General features: G+C 65.5%; 28 protein-coding genes and 3 pseudogenes. 10 read left to right on the forward strand and 21 right to left on the reverse strand.

Annotated elements, in window-relative coordinates:
• Nucleotides 1-6: 6 nt before the first annotated feature.
• Nucleotides 7-363 carry an intersectin-EH binding protein Ibp1 gene (locus C6A82_RS23420; RefSeq protein ID WP_105346493.1) on the reverse strand — a complete coding sequence of 119 codons (357 nt, stop codon included), beginning with the start codon at nucleotides 361-363 and terminating at the stop codon, nucleotides 7-9.
• A gap of 287 nt (nucleotides 364-650) precedes the next feature.
• Between C6A82_RS23420 and C6A82_RS23425 the strand changes: the two genes are divergently transcribed.
• Nucleotides 651-1346, forward strand: coding sequence for a cutinase family protein (locus tag C6A82_RS23425; protein WP_233217004.1), 696 nt, complete (start codon nucleotides 651-653; stop codon nucleotides 1344-1346).
• 67 nt (nucleotides 1347-1413) lie between these two features.
• Here the strand turns inward: C6A82_RS23425 and C6A82_RS23430 are convergent, their stop codons facing one another.
• Together C6A82_RS23430 and C6A82_RS23435 are read right to left on the reverse strand one after the other, a co-directional pair.
• On the reverse strand, nucleotides 1414-2316 hold the full coding sequence (locus C6A82_RS23430) for an SDR family NAD(P)-dependent oxidoreductase (RefSeq protein WP_105346512.1): 903 nt from the start codon (nucleotides 2314-2316) through the stop codon (nucleotides 1414-1416).
• An 84-nt stretch (nucleotides 2317-2400) separates the two neighbouring features.
• Nucleotides 2401-2637 (reverse strand): hypothetical protein, encoded by a 237-nt coding sequence (locus C6A82_RS23435; RefSeq protein ID WP_105346496.1) that lies wholly within the window; start codon nucleotides 2635-2637, stop codon nucleotides 2401-2403.
• Nucleotides 2638-2776: 139 nt separating this feature from the next.
• Between C6A82_RS23435 and C6A82_RS23440 the strand changes: the two genes are divergently transcribed.
• The gene (locus C6A82_RS23440; RefSeq protein ID WP_105346497.1) at nucleotides 2777-3634 is read left to right on the forward strand and encodes a hypothetical protein; all 858 of its coding nucleotides are present in this window, start codon (nucleotides 2777-2779) and stop codon (nucleotides 3632-3634) included.
• A gap of 8 nt (nucleotides 3635-3642) precedes the next feature.
• A pseudogene (locus tag C6A82_RS23445) lies at nucleotides 3643-3783 on the forward strand (NAD(P)-binding domain-containing protein); the annotation flags it as partial.
• 32 nt (nucleotides 3784-3815) lie between these two features.
• On the opposite strand, the gene C6A82_RS23450 reads toward C6A82_RS23445, so the two are convergent.
• On the reverse strand, nucleotides 3816-4652 hold the full coding sequence (locus C6A82_RS23450) for an SDR family oxidoreductase (protein ID WP_105346501.1): 837 nt from the start codon (nucleotides 4650-4652) through the stop codon (nucleotides 3816-3818).
• Between the two features lie 52 nt (nucleotides 4653-4704).
• Nucleotides 4705-5640 carry an enoyl-CoA hydratase gene (locus tag C6A82_RS23455; RefSeq protein WP_105346502.1) on the reverse strand — a complete coding sequence of 312 codons (936 nt, stop codon included), beginning with the start codon at nucleotides 5638-5640 and terminating at the stop codon, nucleotides 4705-4707.
• 268 nt (nucleotides 5641-5908) lie between these two features.
• On the opposite strand from C6A82_RS23455, the gene C6A82_RS23460 reads away from it, so the two are divergent.
• The 4 genes from C6A82_RS23460 to C6A82_RS23475 all read left to right on the forward strand — a co-directional run bounded on the left by C6A82_RS23460 (nucleotide 5909) and on the right by C6A82_RS23475 (nucleotide 8394).
• Complete coding sequence (locus C6A82_RS23460; RefSeq protein ID WP_233217006.1) at nucleotides 5909-6091, forward strand: hypothetical protein; 183 nt, start codon at nucleotides 5909-5911, stop codon at nucleotides 6089-6091.
• Between the two features lie 208 nt (nucleotides 6092-6299).
• A complete protein-coding gene (locus tag C6A82_RS23465; RefSeq protein WP_105346514.1) occupies nucleotides 6300-6695 on the forward strand; it encodes an intersectin-EH binding protein Ibp1 in 396 nt (131 codons plus the stop codon).
• A gap of 37 nt (nucleotides 6696-6732) precedes the next feature.
• Nucleotides 6733-6897, forward strand: a complete 165-nt coding sequence (locus C6A82_RS23470) for a hypothetical protein (RefSeq protein WP_199193831.1) — start codon at nucleotides 6733-6735, stop codon at nucleotides 6895-6897.
• Nucleotides 6898-8394 carry a trehalose-6-phosphate synthase gene (locus C6A82_RS23475; protein ID WP_105346505.1) on the forward strand — a complete coding sequence of 499 codons (1497 nt, stop codon included), beginning with the start codon at nucleotides 6898-6900 and terminating at the stop codon, nucleotides 8392-8394. It abuts the gene before it with no gap.
• Here C6A82_RS23475 and C6A82_RS23480 read toward each other — a convergent pair.
• From C6A82_RS23480 to C6A82_RS23535, 12 genes are all read right to left on the reverse strand, one after another.
• The gene (locus C6A82_RS23480) at nucleotides 8381-8869 is read right to left on the reverse strand and encodes a mammalian cell entry protein (protein ID WP_105346507.1); all 489 of its coding nucleotides are present in this window, start codon (nucleotides 8867-8869) and stop codon (nucleotides 8381-8383) included. The two genes, C6A82_RS23475 and C6A82_RS23480, sit on opposite strands and share 14 nt — an antisense overlap.
• Before the next feature lie 31 nt (nucleotides 8870-8900).
• Nucleotides 8901-9590, reverse strand: coding sequence for a mammalian cell entry protein (locus C6A82_RS23485; RefSeq protein ID WP_105346509.1), 690 nt, complete (start codon nucleotides 9588-9590; stop codon nucleotides 8901-8903).
• Entirely contained in the window at nucleotides 9591-11276 is a 1686-nt protein-coding gene (locus C6A82_RS23490) for a virulence factor Mce family protein (protein WP_311101503.1), read from the reverse strand.
• On the reverse strand, nucleotides 11276-12469 hold the full coding sequence (locus tag C6A82_RS23495; RefSeq protein WP_199193729.1) for an MCE family protein: 1194 nt from the start codon (nucleotides 12467-12469) through the stop codon (nucleotides 11276-11278). Before C6A82_RS23495 ends, C6A82_RS23490 begins: the two co-directional genes overlap by 1 nt.
• On the reverse strand, nucleotides 12469-13884 hold the full coding sequence (locus tag C6A82_RS23500; protein ID WP_105344640.1) for an MCE family protein: 1416 nt from the start codon (nucleotides 13882-13884) through the stop codon (nucleotides 12469-12471). The genes C6A82_RS23495 and C6A82_RS23500 overlap by 1 nt, the downstream gene beginning before the upstream one ends.
• Complete coding sequence (locus C6A82_RS23505; RefSeq protein ID WP_105344642.1) at nucleotides 13881-14939, reverse strand: virulence factor Mce family protein; 1059 nt, start codon at nucleotides 14937-14939, stop codon at nucleotides 13881-13883. Before C6A82_RS23505 ends, C6A82_RS23500 begins: the two co-directional genes overlap by 4 nt.
• Complete coding sequence (locus C6A82_RS23510) at nucleotides 14932-15966, reverse strand: MCE family protein (RefSeq protein WP_105344643.1); 1035 nt, start codon at nucleotides 15964-15966, stop codon at nucleotides 14932-14934. The genes C6A82_RS23505 and C6A82_RS23510 overlap by 8 nt, the downstream gene beginning before the upstream one ends.
• Complete coding sequence (locus C6A82_RS23515; RefSeq protein WP_105344645.1) at nucleotides 15966-17168, reverse strand: MCE family protein; 1203 nt, start codon at nucleotides 17166-17168, stop codon at nucleotides 15966-15968. Before C6A82_RS23515 ends, C6A82_RS23510 begins: the two co-directional genes overlap by 1 nt.
• Before the next feature lie 10 nt (nucleotides 17169-17178).
• Nucleotides 17179-18021 (reverse strand): ABC transporter permease, encoded by an 843-nt coding sequence (locus tag C6A82_RS23520; protein WP_105344646.1) that lies wholly within the window; start codon nucleotides 18019-18021, stop codon nucleotides 17179-17181.
• A gap of 91 nt (nucleotides 18022-18112) precedes the next feature.
• Entirely contained in the window at nucleotides 18113-18877 is a 765-nt protein-coding gene (locus C6A82_RS23525; RefSeq protein ID WP_105344648.1) for an ABC transporter permease, read from the reverse strand.
• A 264-nt stretch (nucleotides 18878-19141) separates the two neighbouring features.
• Nucleotides 19142-20062 (reverse strand): 3-oxoacyl-ACP reductase, encoded by a 921-nt coding sequence (locus C6A82_RS23530; protein ID WP_105344650.1) that lies wholly within the window; start codon nucleotides 20060-20062, stop codon nucleotides 19142-19144.
• 12 nt (nucleotides 20063-20074) lie between these two features.
• Complete coding sequence (locus tag C6A82_RS23535; protein WP_105344663.1) at nucleotides 20075-20266, reverse strand: ferredoxin; 192 nt, start codon at nucleotides 20264-20266, stop codon at nucleotides 20075-20077.
• A 175-nt stretch (nucleotides 20267-20441) separates the two neighbouring features.
• On the opposite strand from C6A82_RS23535, the gene C6A82_RS23540 reads away from it, so the two are divergent.
• From C6A82_RS23540 to fadD17, 3 genes are read left to right on the forward strand one after another with little or no spacing between them, the layout of a single operon-like run.
• Nucleotides 20442-21623: an acyl-CoA dehydrogenase family protein gene (locus tag C6A82_RS23540; protein ID WP_105344652.1), complete on the forward strand. Its 1182-nt coding sequence runs from the start codon at nucleotides 20442-20444 to the stop codon at nucleotides 21621-21623.
• Between the two features lie 11 nt (nucleotides 21624-21634).
• Nucleotides 21635-22732, forward strand: coding sequence for an acyl-CoA dehydrogenase family protein (locus C6A82_RS23545; RefSeq protein WP_105344653.1), 1098 nt, complete (start codon nucleotides 21635-21637; stop codon nucleotides 22730-22732).
• A complete protein-coding gene (fadD17, locus tag C6A82_RS23550) occupies nucleotides 22729-24249 on the forward strand; it encodes a long-chain-fatty-acid--CoA ligase FadD17 (protein ID WP_105344655.1) in 1521 nt (506 codons plus the stop codon). Before C6A82_RS23545 ends, fadD17 begins: the two co-directional genes overlap by 4 nt.
• 272 nt (nucleotides 24250-24521) lie before the next feature.
• Here fadD17 and C6A82_RS23555 read toward each other — a convergent pair.
• The 4 genes and pseudogenes from C6A82_RS23555 to C6A82_RS23565 all read right to left on the reverse strand — a co-directional run.
• Nucleotides 24522-24629 (reverse strand): annotated as a pseudogene (locus tag C6A82_RS23555) (glyoxalase); the annotation flags it as partial.
• Nucleotides 24630-24713: 84 nt separating this feature from the next.
• Nucleotides 24714-24796: pseudogene (locus C6A82_RS27015) on the reverse strand (disulfide bond formation protein DsbA); the annotation flags it as partial.
• 12 nt (nucleotides 24797-24808) lie between these two features.
• The gene (locus C6A82_RS23560) at nucleotides 24809-25084 is read right to left on the reverse strand and encodes a hypothetical protein (protein ID WP_105344657.1); all 276 of its coding nucleotides are present in this window, start codon (nucleotides 25082-25084) and stop codon (nucleotides 24809-24811) included.
• Nucleotides 25085-25154: 70 nt separating this feature from the next.
• The gene (locus C6A82_RS23565; protein ID WP_311101504.1) at nucleotides 25155-25856 is read right to left on the reverse strand and encodes an alpha/beta hydrolase; all 702 of its coding nucleotides are present in this window, start codon (nucleotides 25854-25856) and stop codon (nucleotides 25155-25157) included.
• Nucleotides 25857-25897 lie beyond the last annotated feature (41 nt).

Raw genomic sequence — 25897 nt, forward strand, 5'->3', positions numbered from 1 at the left:
GGGGGTTTACGGGCTGGAGCTGATGGTCGAGCGGGGAATGGGCTGCGGGCCCATCGACTGCTGCTCCTCGGACAACCCGATGCACGCCCCGCTGTCATGCCCGGTGCACGGGACACCGTCGATCTCCGGGATGTCGGGATTGGCCGCGTTGGTGGTTAATCCGCTGTCATCGGGTGAGTTGGGCACCATGAAAGGGACGCACGTCGTGGTGTAGACGTCCTCTTCCTCGCCACCTGTGCACGCCGCGAGCGGCGTCGAGCCGCCCGCCATCGCAAGCGCAGCGACCGCCGGGCCACCGACGACCGCCAGGCCGATGCCTGCAGCGAGGATGAGCCGTCGAACCTGAAGCTGTACTACGGCCATGGGTACCGTCCTCATCTCGCGCTTCGATGATGCTCACCGCATTCTATGGAGCCGCATCCCGCGTCTCGGGATGAATCTCCGAACAGCCCATCCGTTCTGGGCGGCAAAGGAGATCCCTGATTCGGGAGAAAAATCGGGCGCAGGAGGTGCCATGCCGTGTCGCAAGGTTTAGGGTTTTGGGTGACAGAACCGTTGGGTACGCCGAGAAGGCGGAGTGCATAGCGGCCCCGCCTGGCGTCAAATATTCAATCTAGGGCGGTGGGGTCGAGTTGTTCATCGGCAGTCGAGTGTTCGCAGCTTCAGCAGTAATCGCATCCGCGGTCTTCGGTCCGTTCATCGGGGTTCCCGCAGCCTCGGCGGCGCCGTGCCCCGACGTCGAACTGGTCTTCGCGCGCGGGACGTTCGAGCCGGCCGGCGTCGGTGGAACCGGACAGGCGTTCGTTGACTCCCTGCGTGCCAAACTCGGCGACAAGTCACTCGACGTGTATCCGGTGAACTATCCGGCTTCGCTCGACTTCCAGACTGCGGCCGACGGTGTCATCGATGCCGGCAACAGGGTTCAGGCCACGGCGGCGGAGTGTCCGAACACCAAGATCGTTCTCGCCGGCTTCTCCCAGGGTGCCGCGGTCGCCGGATACCTGACCGCTGACTCGGTACCCAGCGGCTTCCAGATGCCCGCGGGCCTCACCGGACCGATGCCGCCCGCTGTCGCCGACCACGTCGCCGCAGTCGCGCTCTTCGGCAAGCCGTCGAGCGGCTTCCTGCAGATGATCGCCAACACCGCGCCGCCGATCACTGTCGGACACCTCTACTCGGCGAAGACCGCCGATCTGTGCATTCCCGATGATCCGATCTGCTCGCCCGCGGGCGGCGACAGCAATGCGCACAATCTGTACCCGGCCAACGGCCTGACAGATCAGGCCGCGGACTTCGTCGTGCAGAAGGTGTCGTCTGCGCCGAAGACCGAGGAAACCGCTAGGTAGGGTTGCCGCGCTCGTCGCAAGGCGCCTGCCGCGGCGACGCACCAGCTGACTTCACGAAACGGTGACCTCAGCCGCAGAGCGTCTCGGACAGTTCCCACAGCCGGTGCGCGCGGTCTGCATCGACCGCATACGCCACGACCGTGTCGCGGATTCTGCAGTCCGCCAGATACACCCCTCCGACGCCGTTCAGATCCGCGGCCACCGCCCCCCACACCTGTGTTGCCGCGCCCTGTTCGGGCGTCAGCACCTCCATCTTCGAAACATCGGTCTCTTCGGTTATCTCGCGTTGTTCGGGCATTGCGGTGATCGCGGCCACGTCCTCGCGTGACATGTGGCGCGCCAGGTTCGTCGCGACCATCCCGGGATGCACCGCATATGCGCGAACCCCGAAGTCGCACATACGCCCGTCGAGTTCGACGGCGTGCAGGATGTTGGCCGTCTTCGACGCTCCGTACGCGCGGAACTTGTTGTACTCACGGTGGTACCAGTTGGGGTCTTCGAGGTCGACGTCGGCGAGTTTGTGGCCGTCCGACGACAGGTTGACGATGCGGGCACCGTCGGCGGCCGCGAGCTTCGTCTCGAGCCGACGGGTCAGCTCGAAGTGGCCGAGATGGTTGGTGCCGAATTGCAATTCGAAGCCGTCGGAGGTGTGGCCGAACGGCGTGAACATCACGCCGGCGTTGTTCATCAGGATGTGGATGGCAGGCACCGCGTCGGCGATTGCCTGTGCGGCATCGCGCACGCCCGCCAACGATGTCAGGTCGACCGCCACCGTCGTGAGGCGCGCATCGCCGACGGCGTCTTGAATCCACCGCTCGGCACCGGTCAGTCCGGCATGGCTGCGACCGGTCAGTACGACGTGCGCCCCGACAGAGGCCAACGCCCGCGCCGATTCCCTGCCGAGGCCGGAGGTCGCGCCGGTGATCACGCACACCTTGCCCGTGAGGTCGGTCCCGTCGACGACGTCCATCGCCGTGGGCCGGTGCGACTCTTCGTTCAACCGCACTTCCCTTCGACGATCACGTCCGCCGGGCAAAAGGGCGGCGCGGTGAAGCTAGAGGAAGCGGCGGGTCGATCTGGCGACCGTGTAACCCGCTGAGAAGGTTTTCTCGATCACCTGACACTTGTTGTCGTGCAGGCACTCCAGTTCGAGAACGACGCCGCCGCCTGCCAGCGGTCTGCTCTCCAGGACTTTGTAATGCTGGCAACCGCCGTCGGCGTCATAGATGGGGTCACCGCAACGGACGTTCTCGATGGGCACTCGGTCCCCGACCTCGGAACTTGAAGACATATCCCCGAGGGTAGGCCGAGGGCCGGACGCCGAACGCGAAAACACGGCGAAACCGCCCGGAAAACTCGCGAGAGACGCAACCCTCACTGAGTGACCGGATGGAGTGTCGGCTGTCGGTCGACGCGCGCATACTCGGCTCATGGCCAAGCACAAACTGTTCTGCGTACCGGGAACCTGGGAGGCGGTGGCGGCGGCCGACGGCAATCCCGGCGGAATCACCCCCGGCGCCGAAATCGGTATGTTGCGAGGAATCACCGATCTCCTCAACCGCAACGTGTTCGACATCGTCTATGTGAATTATCCGGCCAGCTTCGGCCCGATCCCCGGCGGCGGGGAGGACCTGCTGACCGCACTCGGCAACCCGTCCTATCTGAAGTCACGCGATATGGGCGTCGCCGAGGTGAAGCGCCTCATCGGTGAACATCGGGGTTCGTTCGGCCTGCTGGGCTACAGCCAGGGCGGAGCCGTGGTCTCGCTCGTCGGGCGCGAACTGGTTTCGGGGTCGCTGACGGCGAGGCAGCGCGACTGCCGGTGGCTGCACGCCATCGCCTCGCCGCACCGCGGCCGGGGACGGACCTTCCACCTCGGAAACCGGCTGGCATACGAGGGCATCTCGGGGGACAACATCGTCAACTCCGGGACCATCGACTGGTTCGACTACTGCCTGCCAGGAGACATCTACGGCAACGCGGACATCCGCGGCACGTATCTGAAGCAGGGCTACGACCTCGTCACGCCGCTCTCGCTGATGGATCCGTTCGAGATGATCGCGCAGATCGCCGCGAATCTCGTTGGCTGGCTGGAGTCGGGCGAACTGGGACCGCTGTCCATCTTCCGGGCCGTGAAGACGGGTTTCGACCTCGGTATCTTCCTGCGCGACTTCCCGCACGACAAGTACGGCGTGTGGGACATCATCCCGGGGTGGACGGCGCTGAGGCACTCCGCGAACCACCTGAACTTCTGGGGTCCTCGCATCCCCGCCGCGATCAACGTATAGCCGCGCGGATGAGGGTCGGTTTCGTCGGGCTCGGGAACATGGGGTCGGCCATGGCCGCGAATCTGGCCAAAGCGGGCCACGAGGTCACCGTCTACAACCGGACGCGACCGAAGGTCGATGCGCTCGCCGCCCAGGGCGCACTGCCCGCATGGGAGGCGGGCGGTAGCGATCCGACGGACCGCTAGGTCACGACTCCGCGCAGTCCGTCGGCGCCGAAGATCGGCTCCAGCATCGCCGAGTAGTCCGGTCCACGGCGCACCAATACACCACCGTCGACGTTGATGACCTGACCCGTGATGTAGCTGGCGGCGTCACTGAGCAGAAAGAGCGCTGCATTGGCGATGTCGGAGACCTCACCGGGCCTCGGCAACGGGGTGCAGGCCGCGTAGTCTGCGCTCAACTCCGGCGAATCCAGCACCGGTGCAACAAGTTCGGTGCGAATGAGGCCCGGACGGATGGAGTTCACACGTACCCACGAAGGGCCCAGCTCGTCGGCGGCCAACTGCATGAGGTGGTCGATGCCCGCCTTCGACACCCCGTAGGCGCCGAACCACCTGTGGGTGTTGCTGGCGGCGATCGACGAGATCCCGATGAACGAGCCGCCGCCGCCGCGCACCATCTCGCGTGCCGAGTGCTTGAGCACATACATAGTGCCGTTGATGTTCAGGTCGACCGTGCGCCGCCACAGCTCCGAATCGATCTGGGTGACGGGCCCGATCGTCTCGCTGCCGCCCGCGCAGTGCACGACGCCATACAGCGCGCCCGTCCATGCCGTCGCCGCCTCGACGACGCGGCTGACCTCGTCTTCATTGGTGACGTCGGCGGGCTCGTAGAGCACCGCGCCGCCATCGTCGGCGTGGGGCCTGATCTCCTCGGCGGCGGCGGCCAGCTTGTCGGCGTTGCGGCCGACCAGCATCACCTTTGCGCCTGCAGCGGCAGCCGCCGTGGCCACTCCCTTGCCGATTCCGCTGCCACCGCCGGTCACCAGGACCGTCTTCTCCGCCAACGAGAGCTGCACCGCTACTCCTCACGCAAAACTGGAACAGGTTCTCGTTATGGAACCATGCACGTCAAGGCGTGTCACGACGCGACGGCGTCGGGACACCCAGCGTGCGCCAGTCCGGCACGTCCGGCGGCAGGCCAACGGGATAGCGGTTGTCGTTGGCCGCCGCCCAGTGCGCGTGCCCGAGCTCGTGAATGTGGAACGCGTGCCTCAGCGCCTCGGTGAAGCCCATGGCGTCGGCGGCCGCGTTCACCGAGTCCTTGACCAGCAGAGCGGCCATCGTCGGCCGCTCCGCGATACGGCGTGCGAAATCGAGGGTTTTGTCCTCCAGCTCGGCGCGGGGAAAGACCTTCGACACCATGCCGAGCCGATACGCCTCATCCGCGTCAATCGAATCACCGGTCAACAGAAGCTCTTTGGCCTTGCGCGCGCCGAATTCCCATGGGTGGGCGTAATACTCGACGCCTGGCATTCCCATCCGCACTGCGACGACATCGCTGAACTTCGCGTCGTCGGCGGCCACGATCAGGTCGCACGCCCAGATCAGCATGAGGCCCGCCGATATGGCGTTTCCCTGCACCTGCGCGATCGTGATCTTGCGCAGATCTCGCCACCGTCGGGTGTTCTCGAAGAAGAAGTGCCACTCCTGAAGATACGTTCTCTCCGCAATGCTGCTCATGTTCGAGCCGTGCGAACGGAACGTCGGATGCTGGGCCGGGCCCGGTTTGCGCTCGAGAAGCGCCGCCTCCGAACCGAGATCGTGGCCCGCGGAGAAGTTCTTCCCGCGACCGGCCAGGATGACCACCCGCACGTTGTCGTCGGCTTCCGCGCGGGCGAACGCTTCGTCCAACTGCACGAGCAAGGTACGCGACTGCGCGTTCTGAGCCTCGGGACGGTCGAGCCAGATGCGGGCGATCCGCCCGTCGTTCAACGTCTCGTAGGTCACCTGAGGGGCCGGATCGTGGCGATCCGCTTCAGCGTTGGTCAGGTCCGGGCTAGCCACCGTACACACCTCGTTACGTTCGAAGCTTCAGATGTAATGCACCCTACTTCGCTTGCCGCGGCCGGGAGCCAGCGGGATCTTCGACCAGCCCCTGTGGGGCAGGCCGGCTGCTTCCAGGCTCGGCACAGCAACCTGACAGACGGCTCACAGTTACAGCACGATCGAACCGCGTCCGCCCGCTATCAGCCGGTGCATTCCTCTGGACGAGAGTAGTCTTTCGCTAGCAGATGCCCAGTCCTGCTACAACTTCAGACGAGGCATAGGCAGGGTGCCCGACATCGTGCCGAATTCACCCGAATTCTCCAGTACGGCTCCTGTCGGCGGCCTTCCCGAGATCGGTGGCATTCCCTGCACCGGCCACAACTCCGGCGAGTGCATCGGCCTCGAAGAGGAGCAGAACGCGGCAGGCCCGATCGCGGTGCCGCACTTAGAGGTCAGCGCCAGCCCGTAGCGGCGGCGCAGTTCCGAACGAAGCCGGCAGGGCCGGACCCGTTTCTCGGGTCCGGCCCTGGGTTCTTTGGTCTTGATTTGCCCGCTTGGCCTGCAGAAATCGTGGCCGCGATATTGACAGGAAACTTTGCGAACTCATGCAGATTCCTTCCAGCTTCCATACAATCGCCCCGACGAGACCTTTCAGGTGGACTACAGAAAGCGTGACGATGGCGATCATGAAGTTCCCAGCACGACGACTGATCATTGCCGGTGGATTCGCCGTCGCGGTTGCGGCAGCCCCGGCGATCGCCTTCGTCGCGGCACCCACGCCCGCGGCCACCCCGCTCGCCCAATGCCCCGGCGGCGAGGAGCACGACCTCTACACCTCCCTCTGCGTCCCCCACCTTGTGCCCAATGCCGGCTCGCGCTACTCGACCATCGGCGGTAATCCCGACCTTCCCGCGGTGAACCTTCCCGGTGGTGGCGGCTCGATCCCCTGCACCGGCCACAACTCGGGGCAATGCATCGGCTTGGCGGAGGAACAGCAGGTGCCCATGGTGACGCCCCAATCGACGTTCGGCAGCAGCCCGACGGTCACCGGTTCCACCGGGTCCATCGGCTGATACCAGCGTCGCGCCTCAGCGCATATATGGTGGTGTGATGGCTGCCAAATCTGATCCCGCCGAGCTCGGCGACGTCGAACCGCTGGCCGACAGCACCGCAAGGCAGGCCCGTCGAGTTGTCGCCGCCTACGCGACCGACGCCGACGAGTGCCGGATCTTCCTCTCGATGCTCGGCATTGGACCGGCGAAGCTCGAGGCGTAGGTGAGTGCGGGGGGCGGCCAGGAAGTCGGCTCCGGCAACTCTGACTTCGTCGTCGTAGCCAACCGGCTGCCGATCGACATGGAACGGCTGCCCGACGGCACGACCACGTGGAAGCGCAGTCCGGGCGGGCTTGTCACCGCCCTCGAGCCGCTGCTGCGCAGGCGCAAAGGCGCGTGGATCGGCTGGCCGGGCATCCCCGACAGCGACGAAGAGCCGATGGCCGAGGACGACCTTCGGCTGTACCCGGTGGCCCTGTCCGCCGAAGACGTTGCGATGTACTACGAGGGCTTCTCCAACGCCACCCTCTGGCCGCTCTACCACGACGTCATCGTCAAGCCGATCTACCACCGCGAGTGGTGGGACCGCTACGTAGAGGTCAATCGTCGCTTCGCCGAAGCCACGGCGCGCGCCGCCGCCGAAGGCGCCACGGTTTGGGTCCAGGACTACCAGCTGCAGCTGGTCCCGAAGATGCTGCGGATGCTGCGGCCCGATCTCACGATCGGTTTCTTCCTGCACATTCCGTTTCCACCGGTCGAGCTGTTCATGCAGATGCCGTGGCGAACGGAGATCATCGAAGGCCTCCTCGGCGCAGACCTCGTCGGCTTCCATCTGCCCGGTGGCGCGCAGAACTTTCTCATTCTGTCGCGCCGATTGGTGGGCGCCAACACCTCACGCGCCTCGGTCGGTGTTCGTTCGCGCTTCGGCGAGGTCCACATCGGTTTTCGCACAGTCAGAGTCGGCGCGTTCCCGATCTCCATCGATTCTGGGGACCTCGACGCCAAGGCAAGAGACAAAAGCGTTCGTCAGCGGGCGCGTGAGCTGCGCAACGAACTCGGTAATCCGCGCAAGATTCTTCTCGGCGTAGACCGACTGGACTACACCAAGGGCATCGACGTTCGCCTCAAAGCGTTTTCCGAACTCCTGGCCGAAGGCAGGGTCAAGCGGGACGACACCGCGCTCGTCCAGCTGGCCACGCCGAGCCGTGAACGCGTCGAGAGCTACAAGGTGATGCGCGAGGACATCGAGCGGCAGGTCGGCCACATAAACGGCGAGTTCGGGGAGGTCGGCCACCCCATCGTGCACTACATTCACCGGCCGGTCCCCCGTGAGGAGCTCATCGCGTTCTTCGTCGCGTCCGACGTCATGCTGGTCACGCCGCTGCGGGACGGCATGAACCTGGTGGCCAAGGAGTACGTCGCCTGCCGCAGCGATCTCGGCGGCGCCCTCGTGCTCAGCGAATTCACCGGTGCCGCAGCGGAACTCCGACAGGCCTACCTCGCCAACCCGCACCACCTCGACGGCGTCAAGGACGCGATCGAGGGGGCGCTGAATCAGACGCCGGAGGAGGGCAGGCGCAGGATGCGCGCGCTGCGCAGGCAGGTGCTCGCCCATGACGTCGACCGCTGGGCGCGGTCGTTCCTCGATGCACTCGCTTCGACACCGTCCGCGGAGCGGACAATTCAATCCGAGCCGGCGGACTCCTTTAAATCGGAGTGATGTAGTTGATCAGCCACTGGCCGTCGACCTTGACGTAGTCCACCTTCAGCCGGCTGCCGTCATACACCGGGTTTTTGGACTTGTCGGTCACCGTACGGTTCAGGTACACCATCACAGAGCCCGAGTTGCGTTGTGCGTCCAAGACTCCCACTCCCACGGTGTTGGCCTGACTGACCAGCTGCCGTTCCCGCGCCTGCGGAATGATGTCCTTGTTCGCACGATCCCTGAACTCTTGGCGATAGCCGGGCGTCAGAAGTGGATAGACATCGTTGAGGCTGCGCTCGACCGTCTGGTAGTCGTAGCCGAACACCTTGGGGATCTGTTCGGCCGCTTTGTCGGCGAGGACGGCTCGCGCATCCTTCTCGCCCTGGATCTCGACTCCGGACCAGTAATACCAACCGCCGACGCCGGCCAGCGCGACGAAACCGACACCCAGCGCAACGGCGAGGGCCCCGACGAGTCTGGCGAGCCTCACCCTTTTGTCCTCCTCGCGTGCGGGGCCGACATCAATTGCCCCCGTCGGGGTACTTGAGGTCGTAGAACGACATGTGGCCGTTGTCGTCTTGCGCCACGGTGACCCGAAGCCGGTAGGGCTTGGACGGCTGGTTGTTGCCGTCGAGGTCGGTGACGGTGACCCGCGTCGCCACCAGGACATCGGCCCTGTTGGCGAGGTCGTCGAACTTCTCCAGCGCCGCCCCGTTGATCATGGCTTCGGCACTGGCGTTGGTATCCCGGAAGAGCAGTTTGAGATTCTCTGCGTTCTTGCCCTGGCTCATCATGTCGCGCAGCGGTCCGCTGGTGCTGTTGACGAACCGGTCGACGTCAGCATCGATCGTCTCCTGGGTGTAGCTGAACATGTTCACCACGTACTGGGACGCGGTGTCCACGAACGACTGCAGGCGCGCCGCTTCGGCTTCCTCGCTGTCCTGATGCTTCACCGTGAGGACCACCGCAACCCCGAGCGCGATGACAACGACGAGCGTCGTCGCAAGCGATACCAGGGCGACCAGCGACCTGTGCGGCTGCCGCCGGGCCGGGGGGCCCACCGGCTTGGACAGCCGGACCCGCACGGGCTTGGGCGCGTCGACGGCCACACTCGTCGAGGTCGCGTCCCCGCTGGCAGGCCCCGCTGCCCTTGACGCGCGACGCCTTCCCGCCGGCTTCGCCGATTCCGTCGAAGCCGTCTCTTGTGCCATCTACGCCTGCCTTGGAGCCAACATCAGATCAACCCAGTTTTCCGCGGGCGCCAGTGTGTCAGTTCCACCCGCGAACACGCCAGTTCCCCCGGCTGGGTCGATGAACTTGCCGTTCTGGTCATAGGTCGCGCTGGCCATCGGCGGTGCTTCCGCCGGTAGCGGCGGGGCGTCCGGGGCCGGCGGCTGGCCTGGCGGTGGCATCGCAGGCGGGGGTGGCGGGGTTCTGCCGTACGGGGGCACCACCTGATCGGGCGGCGCGAAGAACGGCAGCGGAGGCGGCAGCGGCCCCGGCTCGTTCGGGGGCACCGGCAGCGGGAACGGCCCGTGCGGAGCAGGCCCAGGCCCCGGCTGGACACCCGGCGGCAACGCCACCACCGGCGGCCCTGGATCCGGGTCGACCTGCGACGGAATGAAGGGAAACTTATTCTGCGGCAGAATCATCCGCGGATCGGTGATCGGCTCGCTGCCGTACGGAATCGGCGGGCCGCGCCAAGGGTTGCTGCCGATCGGCACGTAGCCCTTGGGGTCGCGGCAGAGCTGGATGGTCGGCGCGCGCTTACCCGGGAACTCCTGGCAGGGGTAGTTGCGCGCACCGCGCACCACGGAGGGATCGTTCTGCGCGGTCTTGCAGTACAGTTCCGGCGGAATGTCACGCAGCGTCGTGTCGGCAGGTGAGCGGATCTGGGTGGCCGGGATGAAGCCGACGTTGCAGGGCGGCGGATCCTGCAGGTGGATCTTGAAGTCGAGCTTGCCGCCCTCGTCGGAGGGCACGCCACCGGCGACGGTGCCCAGGGCGGCGATGAGGGCGGGGAAGATCACCAGCGCCTGCTCAAGTGACTTGCTGTAGATCACGCCGATCCGGCCGAAGTTGGCGAGGTTGGCTGCGAGCACCGGGAATGACGGCCGAATGCCGGAGAACGTCTCGTTCGCCGCCTCGGCCGCGCCCGGCACGGTCTGCAGGGTCGAGCGCAGCTGCGGGTCGGCGTTCGCCACTTCGCCGGTGAGCCGGGCCAGCCCCTCGGCCAGTGACTTGATGTCGTCGCCGCCCCGGATCTGTGCGTCGAGGAACGGGCCCGCTTGGTCGATCAGCGCTGTGGTCTGCCCGTAGTTGTTGTTGGCCTCGTCGACGAGAAGCCGGGACGACTCGATCAACCGGGCCAGTTCGGGCCCGGAGCCGTTGAAGGCCTTGAAGGTTTCGCGCAGCAGGTCCTGCAGCCGGGTGTCACCGATGCTGGCGACGAGCCGCTCCGACTCCTCGAGCAGACCGGAGATGTCCTGGCCGATCGCCGTGCGGTCCTGGGGAATGTCCGCGCCGTTGCGCAACTTCTCCGACGAGGCATCCTCCGGCGGCACCAGATCGATGTACTGCTCGCCGACGGCCGAGACGCTCTTCACGGTCGCGGTGACATTCTCGGGTACCGGCGTGCCGCTGTTGAGCCGCATGTGCGCGACGACGCCGTCGTTCGTCAGCCCGACCGACTCCACCCGGCCCACCGTCACGCCGCGGTATGTCACGTTGGCGTTCTCGTAGATTCCGCCGCCGGCAGCGAAATTCGCGTCCACCTTGTAGGCGCCGATACCGACCGCGGCGGGCAGGTGCAGGTAGAAGATCGTGATGGCGCCGACGGTGAGCACCGTGACGATCGCAAAGATCATCAACTGAATGCGAGTCAACCGGTCCAGCATCAGGGTCCCTCGCCGTGTTGTGTCGCGCTACCCGGCGGGATCTCGAACGGGTCAGCCGCCTGCCCCGACAGGTTGGCGAGGGCACCGGTGAGGAAGTCCGGCGGGTTGATGACCTCGCTCATGTGCGCCATGTTCGTGTCCAGCCCCCACGAGGTGGTGAAGACGGACTCCCCCAGGCGGCGCAATGTCAGGTCGAACGTGGTGTAGACGTTCAGGTAGTCGCCTCGCACGGCCCGCTTCAGGTACTTGTAGTGGAACGGGAACGTCGGCAGGAACTCGAGGTCCTTGATCAGATAGTCGACGTTGTCGTTCAGCGACTTGATGACGGGGAACAGGTCCTTGAAGTCAGCGGCGAAGTCGTCCTTAGTCTGCGCCAGGATGTTCGACGCGATACCCGCGAACCGCTGCAGTGCGCCGAAGGCGTCGACGATGGTGCCGCGGTTCTTGTTCAGCACGTCAAGCGCTGCGGGCAGCGTGTCGAGGGTACGGCCCAGGCTGTCCTTGCTGCGCGCCAGGATCCCGGCGAAGCGGTTCAGCCCTTCGGCCGCCGCGATGATGTCACCTGTCTGCTGATCCAGCGATGTGGTCAGTTCGGCAAGCCGGGGCACCAGATCGGTGAAGCTGCCCTGGCGGCTCGCGACGGCGTTGTACGCCTCGTCGGTGATGTCCTGCAGCGCACCGAGATTGCCCTTGTTCACCACGACACCGAGGGATGACAGCACTTCCTCGGTGGTCGGGTACCGGCCGGTGCGGTCGAGCGGAATCTGTGAGCCGTTCTTGAGCCGGCCGACGCCCTTCTCGTCGCCCGGCGCGGCCAGCTCCACGTGCTGAGAGCCGAGCAGTGAGGTCTGCGCCACCCGTGCGGTCGCGTTCTCCGGCAGTTTGACGTTCTTGTCCAACGACAGCTCGACTGCTGCGTAGAACGTGCCGTCCGAGCGTTGCACCGCATCGATGCCTGACACGCTGCCGACCGTGACGTCGTCGACCATCACCGGCGAGTTCTGCGGCAGAGTGGCGACGTCGGGCAGTTGCACGACGAGCTTGTAGGCGCCGGACCCATGCCCCGAGGTCCCCGGCATGTCGAGTGAGTTCAGCCCGCCGAACGAGCAGCCCGCAAGCAACGTTGCGCCCGCCGAGATGGCGACCGTGCGAATGATTGTGCGAGAAACCTTGTCACGCAGGGGATTGCGCATCAGCCACCTCCTCCCCCGGTCGGCGGCGGTTCGGCAGGCGGCCGCGCAGACGGATCCACCGGGGCGCTCGGATCCACCGGTCCCGGCGCAGGCGCCGCCTCGGGACCGCCTGCGTGCGAGGTCGACTGTGCGGGCGGCACCATGAGGGAACTGAGATCGGTCGCGGCCGACGGCTTCGGCGGGTTCACCCCGGGCGCAGGCTGCCATTGCAGATACGGCACCGGCGTCTGCGCCTTGGCCTCCGTCTCGGGGGTGTCGTAGATGATCTGACCCTTGTAGGCGGTGATGCTGTTGATCGGGTGGAACAGCAACGGCGGGAAGTTCATGGTGATGCGCCGCAGCACGGGACCCATGCGCTGCCTGCAGATCTCGGCTCGCTTATAGTTGTCGGTCGAGGTGCCTGCGTCGAATACGCCGCCGCAGATGAACTGCACCGGGTTGGCGAAGTTGGGCAGGGTCAGCAGGCCGCCGACGGTGCCCTGTGCGGGGTTGTAGATGTTGTAGAAGTTCGCGAGACCGTTGGGCGTGATGTGCAGGATCTGCTCGATGTCGTCGCTGTGCTCGGTCAAGATGGAAGTGAAGTCCGTCAGCTTGTTGACCTGCTTGATCAACGCGTCGTTGCTGTCGTCGAGGAACCCGCGGACGTCACCGAGGGCCTGATTCAGGGTGCCCAGCGTGTTGTCGAGATCGGCTGAGCTGTCGGCGAGCACCTGCGATACGGATGCGACGTGGTTGGTGAACTGCACGATCTGTTCGTTGCTGTTCGACAGTGCGTTGACGAGCACCTGCAGATTGCGGACAGTGCCGAACAGGTCGGTCCGCGAGTCGCCCAGTCGGCCTGCGGTCTGGGAAAGCTCGCGAAGCGCCTGCCGGAACGAATCGCCGTTGCCGTCGAAGGTGTCGGCGGCCTGGTTGACGAAATTGCTCAGTGGGCCCTGCATCGAGCCCTGCTGCGGCCCGAGTTCGCGGCTCAGCGCCGTCAGTTGTTCCTTGACCTCGTCCCATTCGACCGGCACGGCGGTGCGGTCCAGCCCGATGCTGGCGTCGTCGGCCAGCGCGGGGCCACCTGTGTATGCGGGAGCCAGCTGAACGAACCGTGACGACACCAGGTTCGGCGAGATGATCAGCGCCTTGGCGTCGTTGGCCACCTTGACCCCGTCATCGATGGTCATGGTGACCTTCACATCGCCTGCACGAGGTTCGATCGAGTCGATCTTCCCGACCGGGACGCCGACGATGCGAACGTCGTCGCCGGGATACAGGCCGACCGTCGAGGTGAAGTACGCCGTGACCCTCTCGCCGGTCCGTGACGGCCACACCAGAAACGCACCGACGGCGAGCATCGAGACGAGCGCGGCGGCAAGCGCAATCCGCAGCCAGCGGCCGCGGTCGGGAGACGGGTTCGCGTTGGTCATGGTGATTTCGGCCTGATGATCAGTCGCTCGGAGATGTAGCCCTTGAGCAGGTCGGAGAGGCTGTCAGGCAGCTTGCCGGGCTGGAAGTACGTGTCGAACAGCACTTCGGCGATCGGGGCCGGCGGTAGACCGTACAGGTTGATCTGGAAGCCGGGGCCAGAGCCGACCACCTCGCCGAGCGCCGTGGCATAGGGCGGCAGGCGCTTGAGCGCCTCACCGATGTGCTCACGCCGCTCGAGGAGGTTGTCGAGCACGAGGTTCAGCTTCTCCAGGGCGGGCTTGAACTCCTTACGGTTGTCGGCGACGAAACCCGAGAGCTGCTCGCTGACATCGTCGATACCTGCGATGAGGTTGCTCAACGCCTGCCTGCGCTCGTCGAGCGCGGCGAACAGCAGATTGCCGTCGAGCACCAGCTGGTTCACCTGACCAGCCCGTGCAGCCAGCGTGTCCGACACCTTCTTGGCATGTGCGAGAAGCTGTTCGAGCGCCTCGTCTCGTTTGTTGATGCTCTGCGACAACGCAGTGACACCGTCGAGCGCACCGCGCAGTTGTGGTGTCGCGTCCCGAAGCGAATCGGTGAGCGTGGTCAACGCCTGCTCGAACCGCGGCTTGTCGAGCTCGCTGGTGTTCTGGCCGAGATCCTGTAGCGCGGTGTTGAGGGTGTAGGGGGTTGTGGTGCGGCCCAACGGGATGACGGTTGACTGTCCGCCACCGCGTGGCGTGACGGCCAGCGACTTCTCGCCGAGCACGGTGTCGGTCTTGATGGCGACCAGCGACTGGTCGCCGACCTTGACGTCCCGGTTGACGGTGAACGTCACCTTCGCGGTGTCACCGGCGAGCGCCACCCCGGTGACCTTGCCGACGTTGATGCCCGACACGTTGACGTCGTTGCCGGGGGAGATGCCGCCGGCGTCGGTGAAGTAGGCCTCGTACGCCTTACCCTGCGGCCAGAACGGCAGGCTGGTGTAGCCGAATGACACCAGCACCAGGCACGCGACGAGAACGATGCCGAATATGCCTGTGCGTAACGGGTTTCCCTCGTCCGGCCTAGCCATCCTCGCTGCACCTGCCCTTGGACGGATCCGGGGGCCCGCCGAATGGAACGAGGATGTCGCTGCCTGCGGGCCCGTTGATCTTCAGCCGCGTCGAGCAGTAGAAGATGTTGAAGAAGGAGCCGTACGCACCGAGTGCGTTCAGCCGTAGGTAGTTTTCGGCGAGCGGTTCGATGACCTTGTTGATATCGGCCTTGCGCACGTCCATTCGTTGCGCCATCGGCCGGACGTTCTCGATCACGCCCTGCAGCGGCCGGCGCGACTGCGCCAGCATGTCGGTCAGATCTGCCTCCGCCGACGCCAACGGCGGAATGGCACCGGCGATCGGATCGCGGCCCTCCGCAAGCCCGGTGAGCAGCTTCTGCAGTTGATCCACGCTGGCGTCGAACTGTGCGCCCTTTTCGTCGACCGTTCCGAGCACCGTGTTCAGGTTGTTGACCACCTCGCCGATCAGCTGGTCACGGGCCGCAAGGTTCTGGGTGAAGGCACTGGTGGTCGCGAGCAGGCTGGACAACGCGCCGCCCTGGCCCTGCAGCAGCTCCATCACCGCGCTGCTGACCTCGTTGATCTTGGCGCCGTCAAGGCCCTTCAGGACCGGCCGCAGCCCGCCCAGCAGCGCATCGAGGTCGAGTGCCGGCTGGGTGTTCTCCCGCGGGAGGGTGCTTCCCGGCGGGATCTTGCGCAATTCACCCGGGCCCGCGGTGATCTCGAGATAGCGGTCACCGACGAGGTTCTCGTACCGGACGGCCGCGCGCGTGGAAGTGTAAAGCTGGTAGCGCTTGTCGACCTCGAACGAGACATCGACCGTGTTGTCGGGATTCAGCGTGACCGCACCGACAGACCCAACCGGCACGCCCGCGATGCGCACATCCTGGCCGGCCTTCAACCGCGAGGCGTCGAGGAACGTGGCGTGGTACTTGGTTTCCGATGCGAACCGGAACTCGCCGAACACCACCACCAGCATGGCGGCAACGAGCAACATGGCGACCGTGAAGATGCCGACGTTCAGGAGGGTCCGACCAGGCTTCATCAGTACTCGTCCCTCTCTGCGAAGGCCCCGTTGAACAGGAACTGCGCTGTCGACGGTGCGTCGAATTGCAGTTCGGTGTTCGGCTGGTAGGGGATATAGGCGTTGTCGGTCACCAGGAACTGCGACTTATACCAGGAGCCACCGAGCTGCTTGGTCGGAACGTCGGGCAGGCCACGGCAATTCGGGCCGCCGGACGCGTTAACGATCGGCAGGCTTTCCGGGTAAGTGTATGCCGGGGACCCTGGCAGGAAGTTGGAGGAGACGAAAAGGCCAGGCCGGGTGCCGCCGATGATCGGGGCGAAGAAGTCCACCGCCTTGCCCGTGCCCTCGAGTATGCAGCCGAACTCCGGGGAGTAATCACCGGCCACCTTCAGCGGCGCACGCAGTCGCTTCACCGCGGCGATGTAGTCTTCCTCCGCAGGAGCAAGCGTTTCGGTTCCGTTGTTGGCCAGACCCGTTGCCGCCAGCAGCGTCCGATTCAGGTTGTCCTGCTCATCGACGATGGTGTCGCTGATCGCGGGCACATTGTCGAAGATCGTGCCGAAATCCGGGCCCGCGTCGCCGTAGATGTTGGCCACCACGCCGGCCTTCTGAAAGTCCTGCTGAAGCGTCGGTAGCTTCGGATTCAATTGCTGCAGATAGTAATTCAATCCCGCCATCAGGGCGCCGAGATCGTCACCGTGACCGCGAAGGCCTTCTGCGAGCGCGCTCAGCGTCGCGTTCAGGTGCACCGGGTCGACCTTGTGCAGCACGTCGGTCAACGTCTGAAACAGCGTGTTGACCTCGAGCTGCACCGAGGCGGCCTGCACCTGCGCACCCGGTCGAAGCGAGGAGCCGGACGGCTGGTCCGGGGGAACGAACTCGACGGACTTGGCACCGAAAACCGTTGTGCTGGCGATGCGGACGACGGCGTTGGACGGGATGAACCGCATCTCCTTGCTCTCGATCGCCAGCGTCAGCTTGGCCTGATCGCCCGCGTACTCGATCGTGTCGACCTGCCCGATCTGTATGCCTCGGTATTTCACCTTGGCGTCGCGGTCCATCACCAGACCGGCTCTCGGTGAGGTGACGGTGACCTTGTCGGTGGAGGTGAACGCGGCGGTGTAGGCGAGGTAGGTCAAAACGACGGCGGCGACCAGCAACGCGGTGAGAATCGCCGCGGCGATCCGCACGTGACTACGCTTGGTGCGTTCGTCTGCCATGTCCCCCGGCCTATCCGGAAAGGTTGAAGTTGCCGGACGCGCCGTAGACGGCGAGTGAGATGAACAGGGTGATGGTGACGACGACGATCAGCGACGTGCGGACCGCCTGACCCACCGCGATGCCGACGCCGACGGGGCCGCCGGACGCGTTGTACCCGTAGTACGTATGCACCAGCATCACCGCGACCGCCATGACAATGGCCTGCAGGAACGACCACAAGAGGTCGGTGGGTACCAGGAACGTATTGAAGTAGTGGTCGTAAAGGCCGGCCGACTGGTTGTTGATGAAGACCGTTGTGAACCGGGCGGCGAAGAACGCGGCGAGCACCGAGAGCGAGTACAGCGGGATGATCGCGACCATCCCCGCCAGCAGCCGGGTCGACACCAGGTAGGACACCGAGTGGACGGCCATCGATTCGACCGCATCGATCTCCTCGGCGACCCGCATGGCGCCCAACTGTGCCGTGGTACCAGCGCCGATGGTCGCGGCGAGCGCGATGCCGGCGATCACCGGCGCAACGATGCGCACGTTGAGGAAGGCGGACAAGAATCCCGTCAACGCCTCGATGCCGATGTTGCCCAGCGACGAGTAGCCCTGCACGGCGATCACGCCGCCGGAGGCGAGGGTCAGAAACGCCGCAACGCCGACGGTGCCGCCGATCATCACCAGCGCGCCGGTGCCCATCGTCATCTCGGCGATGTTGCGGATGGTCTCCTTGCGGTAGCGGGTCAGCGCGTAAGGGATGTGGCGAATCGTCTCGCCGTAGAACAGCGCCTGCTCGCCGACGGTGTCGACGGCCCTTGGCACACCGCGGAAGGCGCGCCGGAGTCGAACGGAAAGGTCGTAGCTCATGCCTCGCCTCCCCCTCCTCCCCTGCCCTGCGGGCGTGGGCCCACCGGTCCTCGCTCCGCTGCGATCCTCACTCGGAGTCGCCTTCGGTAGCTCACCGGACCAGCACCCGCACCCCGACCGCCGTCATGATCACGTTGATGACGAACAGGCAGATGAAGGCGTAGACGACGGTCTCGTTCACGGCGGTGCCGACACCCTTGGGGCCACCCTGCACGGTGAGGCCCCGATAGCAGCCGACCAGGCCGGCCACGACGCCGAACAGCAGAGCCTTGACCTCAGCGAGCACCAGCTCGCCGAGACCGGTCAGCACGGTCAGGCCGTTGATGAACGCGCCTGGATTCACGCCCTGAAGGAAGACGGAGAAGACATAGCCGCCTGCGAGGCCGATCGCGCAGACGAGCCCGTTCAGCAGGAGCGCAACGACGGTGGACGCGAGCACGCGGGGCACGACGAGCCGCTGGATCGGATCGATGCCCAGCACCCTCATCGCGTCGATCTCCTCGCGGATGGTGCGGGCGCCGAGGTCTGCGCATATCGCGGTCGCACCCGCGCCCGCGACCACCAGCACCGTCACCACGGGGCCCAGCTGGGTGATGGTTCCGAACGCGGTGCCCGCACCTGAGAGGTCGGCCGCACCGATCTCACGCAGCAGGATATTGAGGGTGAACGCCACCAGAACGGTGAAGGGAATGGCGACGAGCAGCGTCGGGACCAGCGAGACGCGCGCGATCATCCATGTCTGTTCCAGGAACTCGCGAAACTGAAAGGGTCGGCGGAAGATCTTGACGAACGTGTCGATGGACATCTCGACGAACCCGCCCACGGCCCGCGCCGGGACCGCAAGCTGTTCGATCAACCTCGGCTCCGTTCTCGGTGGCGGGGTCTCGCGAGTTGACCACCATGGCGAAGCTTCTGAAAACGCTTGCCCTGGCGACTTCTCCACCCCTGCGGCGCACACAAATCTCGGTGAGCCGGATGATACTAACTAGAACAAGTTCGCAGTGTCAAAGGCCTCGAATTGAGACACTATTGATGCTTATGTCCAGGTCAGCAAGGGTGTGACCTAGGTCATCCTGGAACGTGTTCTAGCTATCCAAGTTGACCGGCTTTCGCCGCACTCTTAGGAATTTCCCATGAGGTGGGTGGCCGAAAATCCCCGCTCGAGTTCTCGGTCAGCAAAGTATTCGCGCAGCGATGCGCTCAACTCCGTCGGCACCCACGCATCGCCGTTCGCGGTGAACTGCTGCTCGACCGTCGGTGCCGCCAGCAGCGTAACCGTAGGTCCGTAGACGATGAAGACCTGTCCACTGACATTGTCCGACGCGGGCGACGCCAGAAATCGGACGAGAGAGACGACGTGGTCCGGTGACAGGCTGTCGATCTGCCCGTCGCCGAGTTCGGGCGCATCGCCGAACACCCCGGCCGTCATCGCGGTGCGGGCTCGCGGGGCGATGGCGTTCGCCCGCACCCCGTAGCGCTCGAGCGCCCGTGCCGCGGTCAGCGTCAACTGGATGATGCCCGCCTTGGCTGCGCCGTAGTTGGCCTGCCCGACGGGGCCGGTCAACCCGGCTTCCGACGAGGTGTTGATGATGCGGCCGTAGATCGAACCGTCGCCCTCCTTGGCCTTGGCGCGCCAGTACGTCGCCGCGTTGCGGGTCAGCAGAAAATGCCCGCGCAGGTGCACGGCGATGACGGCGTCCCAATCCTCGTCGGACATGTTGAACAGCATCTTGTCGCGGGTGATGCCCGCGTTGTTGACGACGATGTGAAGCCCACCAAGGCCTTCGGCGGTGGCGACGAGGTCGTCGGCAGTGCTACGAGCACTGATGTCACCCTCGACCGCAACGGCCTTCGAACCGGCAGCCGCGATCTCATCGAAGACGTCCGAGCGGTCAAGGGCCGCGGCCATGTCGTTGACCACGATCGTGGCGCCCGAGCGGGCGAGGCCGATCGCCTCCGCCCTGCCCAGTCCGGCGGCCGCGCCGGTCACCACTGCCACCCGGCCGGACAGATCGGTCAGGTCGTCTTGTTGTGCACTCACTTATGAATACCTCTAGTCCTTGCGAAGCAACGCGGCGCGAGGGCATTCGGCGATGGACTGGTCGGCCAGGTCCTCCTGGTCGGGCTCCACCGGATCCTGCTTCACCACCGCGTAATCCTCATCGTCGAGATCGAACAGGTCTGGTGCGATTCCCACGCAGACGGCGTTACCTTCACACCGATCGCGATCGACTTCAACTCGCACGACAACCTCCTTGCGTCTAGCTCCGGCGGGCTGATCCCAGGGCAGGACCCACAATACGACCGGGTCGCCCACGCTACCGGCGGGAACCGTCGCTTTACCCCAAGACTAGAACGTGTTACAACCGGGATGGCAGATTGGGTCTGCTTCTTGGTTGGACAGACGGCAAGGACAAGCGATGCGGATCGGCTACACCCCCGAGCAAGAGGAGCTGCGCCGCGAACTGCGCGCCTACTTCACCAAGCTCATGACGCCTGAGCGGGCCGAAGCGCTCGCGTCCAACGACGGCGAGATGGGGCGCGGAACCGTGTACCGCGACACCGTCGCACAGATGGGCAAAGACGGCTGGTTGACCCTGTCGTGGCCGAAGGAGTTCGGTGGCCAGGGGCGTCCGCCGATGGACGGCCTCATCTTCAACGACGAGGCATCCCGCGCCAACGTTCCTGTGCCGTTCCTGACGATCAACAGCGTCGCGCCGACGATCATGCACTTCGGCACCGAGGAGCAGAAAAACTTCTTCCTGCCCAAAATCGCCGCGGGCGAACTGCACTTCTCGATCGGCTACTCCGAGCCCGGTGCGGGCACCGACCTCGCCGCGCTGCGCACCACTGCGGTGCACGACGGCGACGACTACGTCATCAACGGCCAGAAGATGTGGACCAGCCTGATCGCCTACGCGGACTACGTGTGGCTGGCCGTGCGCACCAACCCCGAAGCCAAGAAACACCGCGGCATCTCGATGCTGATCGTGCCGACCAACGCAGAAGGGTTCTCGTGGACGCCGGTCCACACCATGTCCGGAGTCGATACAAGCGCCACCTATTACCAGGACGTCCGGGTTCCGAAGACGGCGCTGGTCGGTGAGGAGAACGGCGGCTGGAAACTCGTCACCAACCAGCTCAACCATGAGCGTGTCGCGCTGGTCTCGGCACAGCCGATCTTCTCGGCGCTCGACGGGGTCCGCGAATGGGCACAGAACACCAAGGACGCGCACGGCAGGCGCCTGATCGACTCGGAATGGGTGCAGCTCAACCTCGCTCGGGTGCACGCCAAGGCCGAGGTGCTCAAACTGATCAACTGGGAGCTCGCCTCCACCGAGGACGCCGCCCCCTCGCCCGCAGATGCCTCGGCGGCAAAGGTGTTCGGCACCGAGCTGGCCACCGAGGCCTACCGGCTGCTGATGGAGGTGCTCGGCACCGCCGCGACGGTGCGCACCAACTCCCCCGGCGCTCTGCTGCGCGGCCGTATCGAACGGATGCACCGCTCATGTCTGATCCTCACGTTCGGCGGCGGCACCAACGAGATTCAGCGCGACATCATCGGCATGGTCGCGCTCGGCCTGCCAAGAGTGAACCGGTAGAAGGATTCGACATGAACTTCACGACCACTGAAGCCGCCGATGACCTCGGCGGTCTGGTGCGAACCATCACCGAGTCGGTGTGCACGCCGGAACGGCAGCGTGAACTCGACGGCCTCGACGAGCGCTTCGACAGCGAGCTGTGGGCGAAGCTGAAAGACGCCGACATCCTATCCACCACTGCCCCGGAGTCATTGGGCGGCGGCGGCTTCGGCGTTTTGGAGCAGGTCGCCGTGCTGGTCGCGCTCGGTAGGCAGATGGCCGCGGTGCCGTACCTCGAGTCCGCGGTCCTGGCAGCGGGTGCCCTCGCCGAGTTCGGCTCCGACGAACTGCAGAAGGCGTGGGCGGCCCCCGCCGTCAACGGCGACACGATCGTCACGGTCGCACTCGACGGAGACCCCGGCGACGGGCCGGTGCGGGCGACCGCGAACGGCGACGCCTACCGGCTGACCGGCGCCCGCACGCAGGTGTCCTACGGGCCCATCGCCGATGCCTTCCTGGTTCCCGCCGAAACCGACTCGGGTACCAAGGTTTTCGTGGTGGCGAAGGACGACGCGGGCGTCTCGGTGACGTCGCTTGACACCACCGGCCTCGGCAGCATCGGACATCTGGAGTGCCACGGCGTCGAAATCGGCGCCGACCGCATCGTCGGCGGCGACGATGTCGTCTCGTGGCTGACGACGCACGCCATGCTGGGCCGTAGCGCATTTCAGCTCGGAGTGCTCGAGCGGGCGCTGGAGCTCACCGCCGAGTACGCGCGAGAGCGCGAGCAGTTCGACCGGCCGATCGGCAGCTTCCAGGCGGTCTCCTCCCGGCTGGCCGACGGCTACATCGACATCAAGGGGCTGCGCCTTACCGTCACGCAGGCGGCGTGGAAGCTGTCCGAAGACCTAGCCGCCGACGTCGACGTCAACACGGCCGCCTTCTGGGCCGCGGAGGCGGGACATCGCGTCGCGCACACCACGGTGCACGTGCACGGCGGCGTCGGCATCGACACCGACCATCCGGTGCACCGATACTTCCTGGCGGCCAAGCAGGCGGAGTTCGCGGTCGGCGGTGCCACCGGGCAGCTGCTGGCGATCGGCCGGGAACTGGCTGACACACCGGCTTGAATCCCCTAGCGGGAAGCGAGCTTCCCACCGTAGCCTCGCTGATCACGCCGCTGATCGACGTCGACGACCGCGGCGTGCACTTCGAGGAGACGTTCACCTCGTGGCGTGAGCACATCCGGCAGGGCGCCGCGGTGGCCGCCGCTCTTCACGCGCGGATGGATCCCGACAAACCTGCCCATGTCGGCGTGCTGCTGCAGAACACGCCGTTCTTCTCGTCGCTGCTCGTCGCGGCGGGCCTGACGGGGATAGTGCCGGTCGGTCTCAACCCGATCCGGCGCGGCGCGGCCCTGCAGCGCGACATCCGCCATGCCGATTGCCAACTGGTGCTGGCTGATTCGGCATCGGCCGCGGTTGTCGGTGACATCGACCATGTCGACGTGGACTCCGCGCAGTGGGTCGAGGAGGTCGCCGCGCATGACGGTGCGCCGGCAACCGTGCGCTCAGCCGACCCGGCCGATGTGTTCATGCTGATCTACACGTCGGGCACAAGCGGTGACCCGAAGGCGGTGATCTGCAGCCAGGGCAAGGTCGCGATCGCGGGCGTGATGATGACCGAGCGCTTCGGGCTCGGAGTCGACGACACCTGCTACGTGTCGATGCCGTTGTTCCATTCGAACGCGGTGCTGGTCGGCTGGGCGGTTTCGCTGGCCTGTCGCGGCTCGATGGTGTTGCGCCGCAAGTTCTCCGCGTCGCAGTTTCTTCCCGACGTCCGGCGTTACGGTGCGACCTACGCCAACTACGTAGGCAAGCCGCTGTCATACGTGTTGGCGACACCCGAACTGCCCGACGATGCCGACAATCCTCTGAAGGCGGTCTACGGCAACGAGGGTGCGCCTGCCGACGTCGAGCGTTTCGCTCGCAGATTCGCCACCGTCGTCGTCGACGGATTCGGTTCCACTGAGGGCGGTGTCGCGATCGGGCGGACGCCCGACACCCCGCCGGGGGCGCTCGGACCCCTTCCTGAAGGTATCGAGATCGTCGACGTGGAGACCGGCGAGCCGTGCCCGCCCGGCGTCACAGGAGAGATCGTGAACATCGCGGGACCTGGACGCTTCGAGGGCTATTACAACGACCCGGGCGCCGACGCGGAACGCATGCGGGGCGGCGTCTACCACAGCGGCGACCTCGGCTACCGCGACGAGAACGGCTTCGCGTACTTCGCGGGCCGGCTCGGCGACTGGATGCGCGTCGACGGCGAGAACCTCGGTGCCGCCCCGATCGAGCGCGTGCTGCTGCGGCACCCCGATGTCATCGAGGTCGCCGTGTACGGGATACCGGCCCCAGACGTCGGCGATCAAATCATGGCGGCACTGTTGTTGACCGAAGGCGCGACCTTCGACGCCGACGCGTTTCGCGAGTTTCTCGCCGAGCAGCCCGACCTGGGTCCCAAACAGTGGCCGTCGTTCGTGCGAATCGCCGCCGAGCTGCCCCGCACCGAGTCGTTCAAGGTCATCAAACGCCATCTCGCGGCGGAGGGCACCGACTGCGCGGACGCGGTGCACCCGATTCGGCGGTAACGTCGGTTCGGTGGCTGTATGGACCTCATTCGCGATGTCCGGCCACATCGTGATCGCGGGTCCGGACACCACGGCGTCGGTCAACCACCGTGGACGGGAACCGTTTGTGGGTCTGAGGTTTCGGCGCAGTGCGCTGCCCAGGCAGTTGCGCGTTCCGCGGCGGAGATGCGGGAGGCCATGTCCCGCTGACCGACCCCGGTATCAAATGCGAGCGCGACCGGTGGCCGGGGTGACCCGCGACACCGGCTGGTCGAGCCGCACACGTTGCAACGTCAGACCAGCGGGCAGAACAGATCGATCGATGTGCCGTCGGGATCGGTGACGGTCGCATAGCGTTGGCCCCACGGCGCCTCGAACGGCTTCAATGTGCCTGGATGACCTCGTCGAGTTCTGCATCAGGGCTGTGAATTCGGCGCAGTTGCGACCATCACGCAGAAATCGGCGCCGACGACGACTGATCGCGCCTAATCGAACTGCGGGTCCTCGGTCCGCGAGCGCTTGAGCTCCCAGAAGTGGGGTACGACGCGGAAATCACCGACGCGTCCCAATCCTGCGCCCGTTATTGTTTCGTACAGCGCGTCGCCTTTGATGGGTCGCCGACCGCGAAGGCCAGCGCCACCCGGCCCTGCTGGGTCGGCGGGTTCCAGCCCGGATGCATACCAACGATGATCTCTTCGTCGTCGAACGCCAGCTTGTTGCCGCCGGGAAGGTCGACTTCGACGTGCGGGCCGTCCGGGTCCGGGATATCGAAGCCAAGGAGGCGATAGAAGCCGAGCGCTCGCTGCATGTCCTTGGTGGCGATCTCGACCACGGTTGATGTCACACGAACGTCCATCCCGCCACGTTAAGTCGGCCTCCGCCGTCGCGTCGTGAACGAATCGGACAAGAATTCAAGTCTCGGCGTTTCAGGCGACCCCGTCGAGTACCTCCGCGAGCGCCTTCGGCCGCGACAAGAACGGCGAATGACTTCCCGGCATTTCGACGACATCGGCTCCGAGCCGCTCATGCGCAATCCGCCTCGACCACTGCGGGTTGACAATCCGGTCTTCGGTGCACACCACATACGTCGAAGCGACGACGGGCAGTTCAGCCAACGAGCACGGCAGTCGGTAAGGTTTCGTGGCCTGGGGGCGTATGCGGGCGACAGCCGCGGAGGCTGTTCCGTCATCACAATCGCCGTACATGTGATGACAGGCCAATTGCTTGTCGATCCATGTTCGCCGGCCTTCGGAATCCTTTGCGCTGAGGCCTTTCGGGTAGTCGGGATCGAGCATTTCCGAGTCCTCGCTCATCTGCTGGGCGAGAGATGTCCCGGGAATCGGCAGAAGTGCACAAAGGTAGACCATCTGACGCACCGGCCTACGTGAAGCCACCAGCGGAATAGTCAATCCCGCCAAAGAATGTCCGACCAGAACCAGCTCTTCGCCGTCGACGCCTTCAACTGCGGCACAAACTGTTTCCGCGTAATCGTCGAACGACAGCGAGCCGTCCTCGCACGGCAGGTCCATCGTCACCACTCGATGTCCGTGGGCTTCCAACTCGGGCGTGAGCCGTTCCCAGCACCACGCGCCGTGCCACGCTCCGTGTACCAAAGCAAATGTCGCCATCGCCCTGCTCCTCCCGGATGAGCGGATCATACGGGGACGGC

It is taken from the genome of Mycobacterium sp. ITM-2016-00318 (genome assembly GCF_002968285.2).
Lineage (GTDB): Bacteria > Actinomycetota > Actinomycetes > Mycobacteriales > Mycobacteriaceae > Mycobacterium.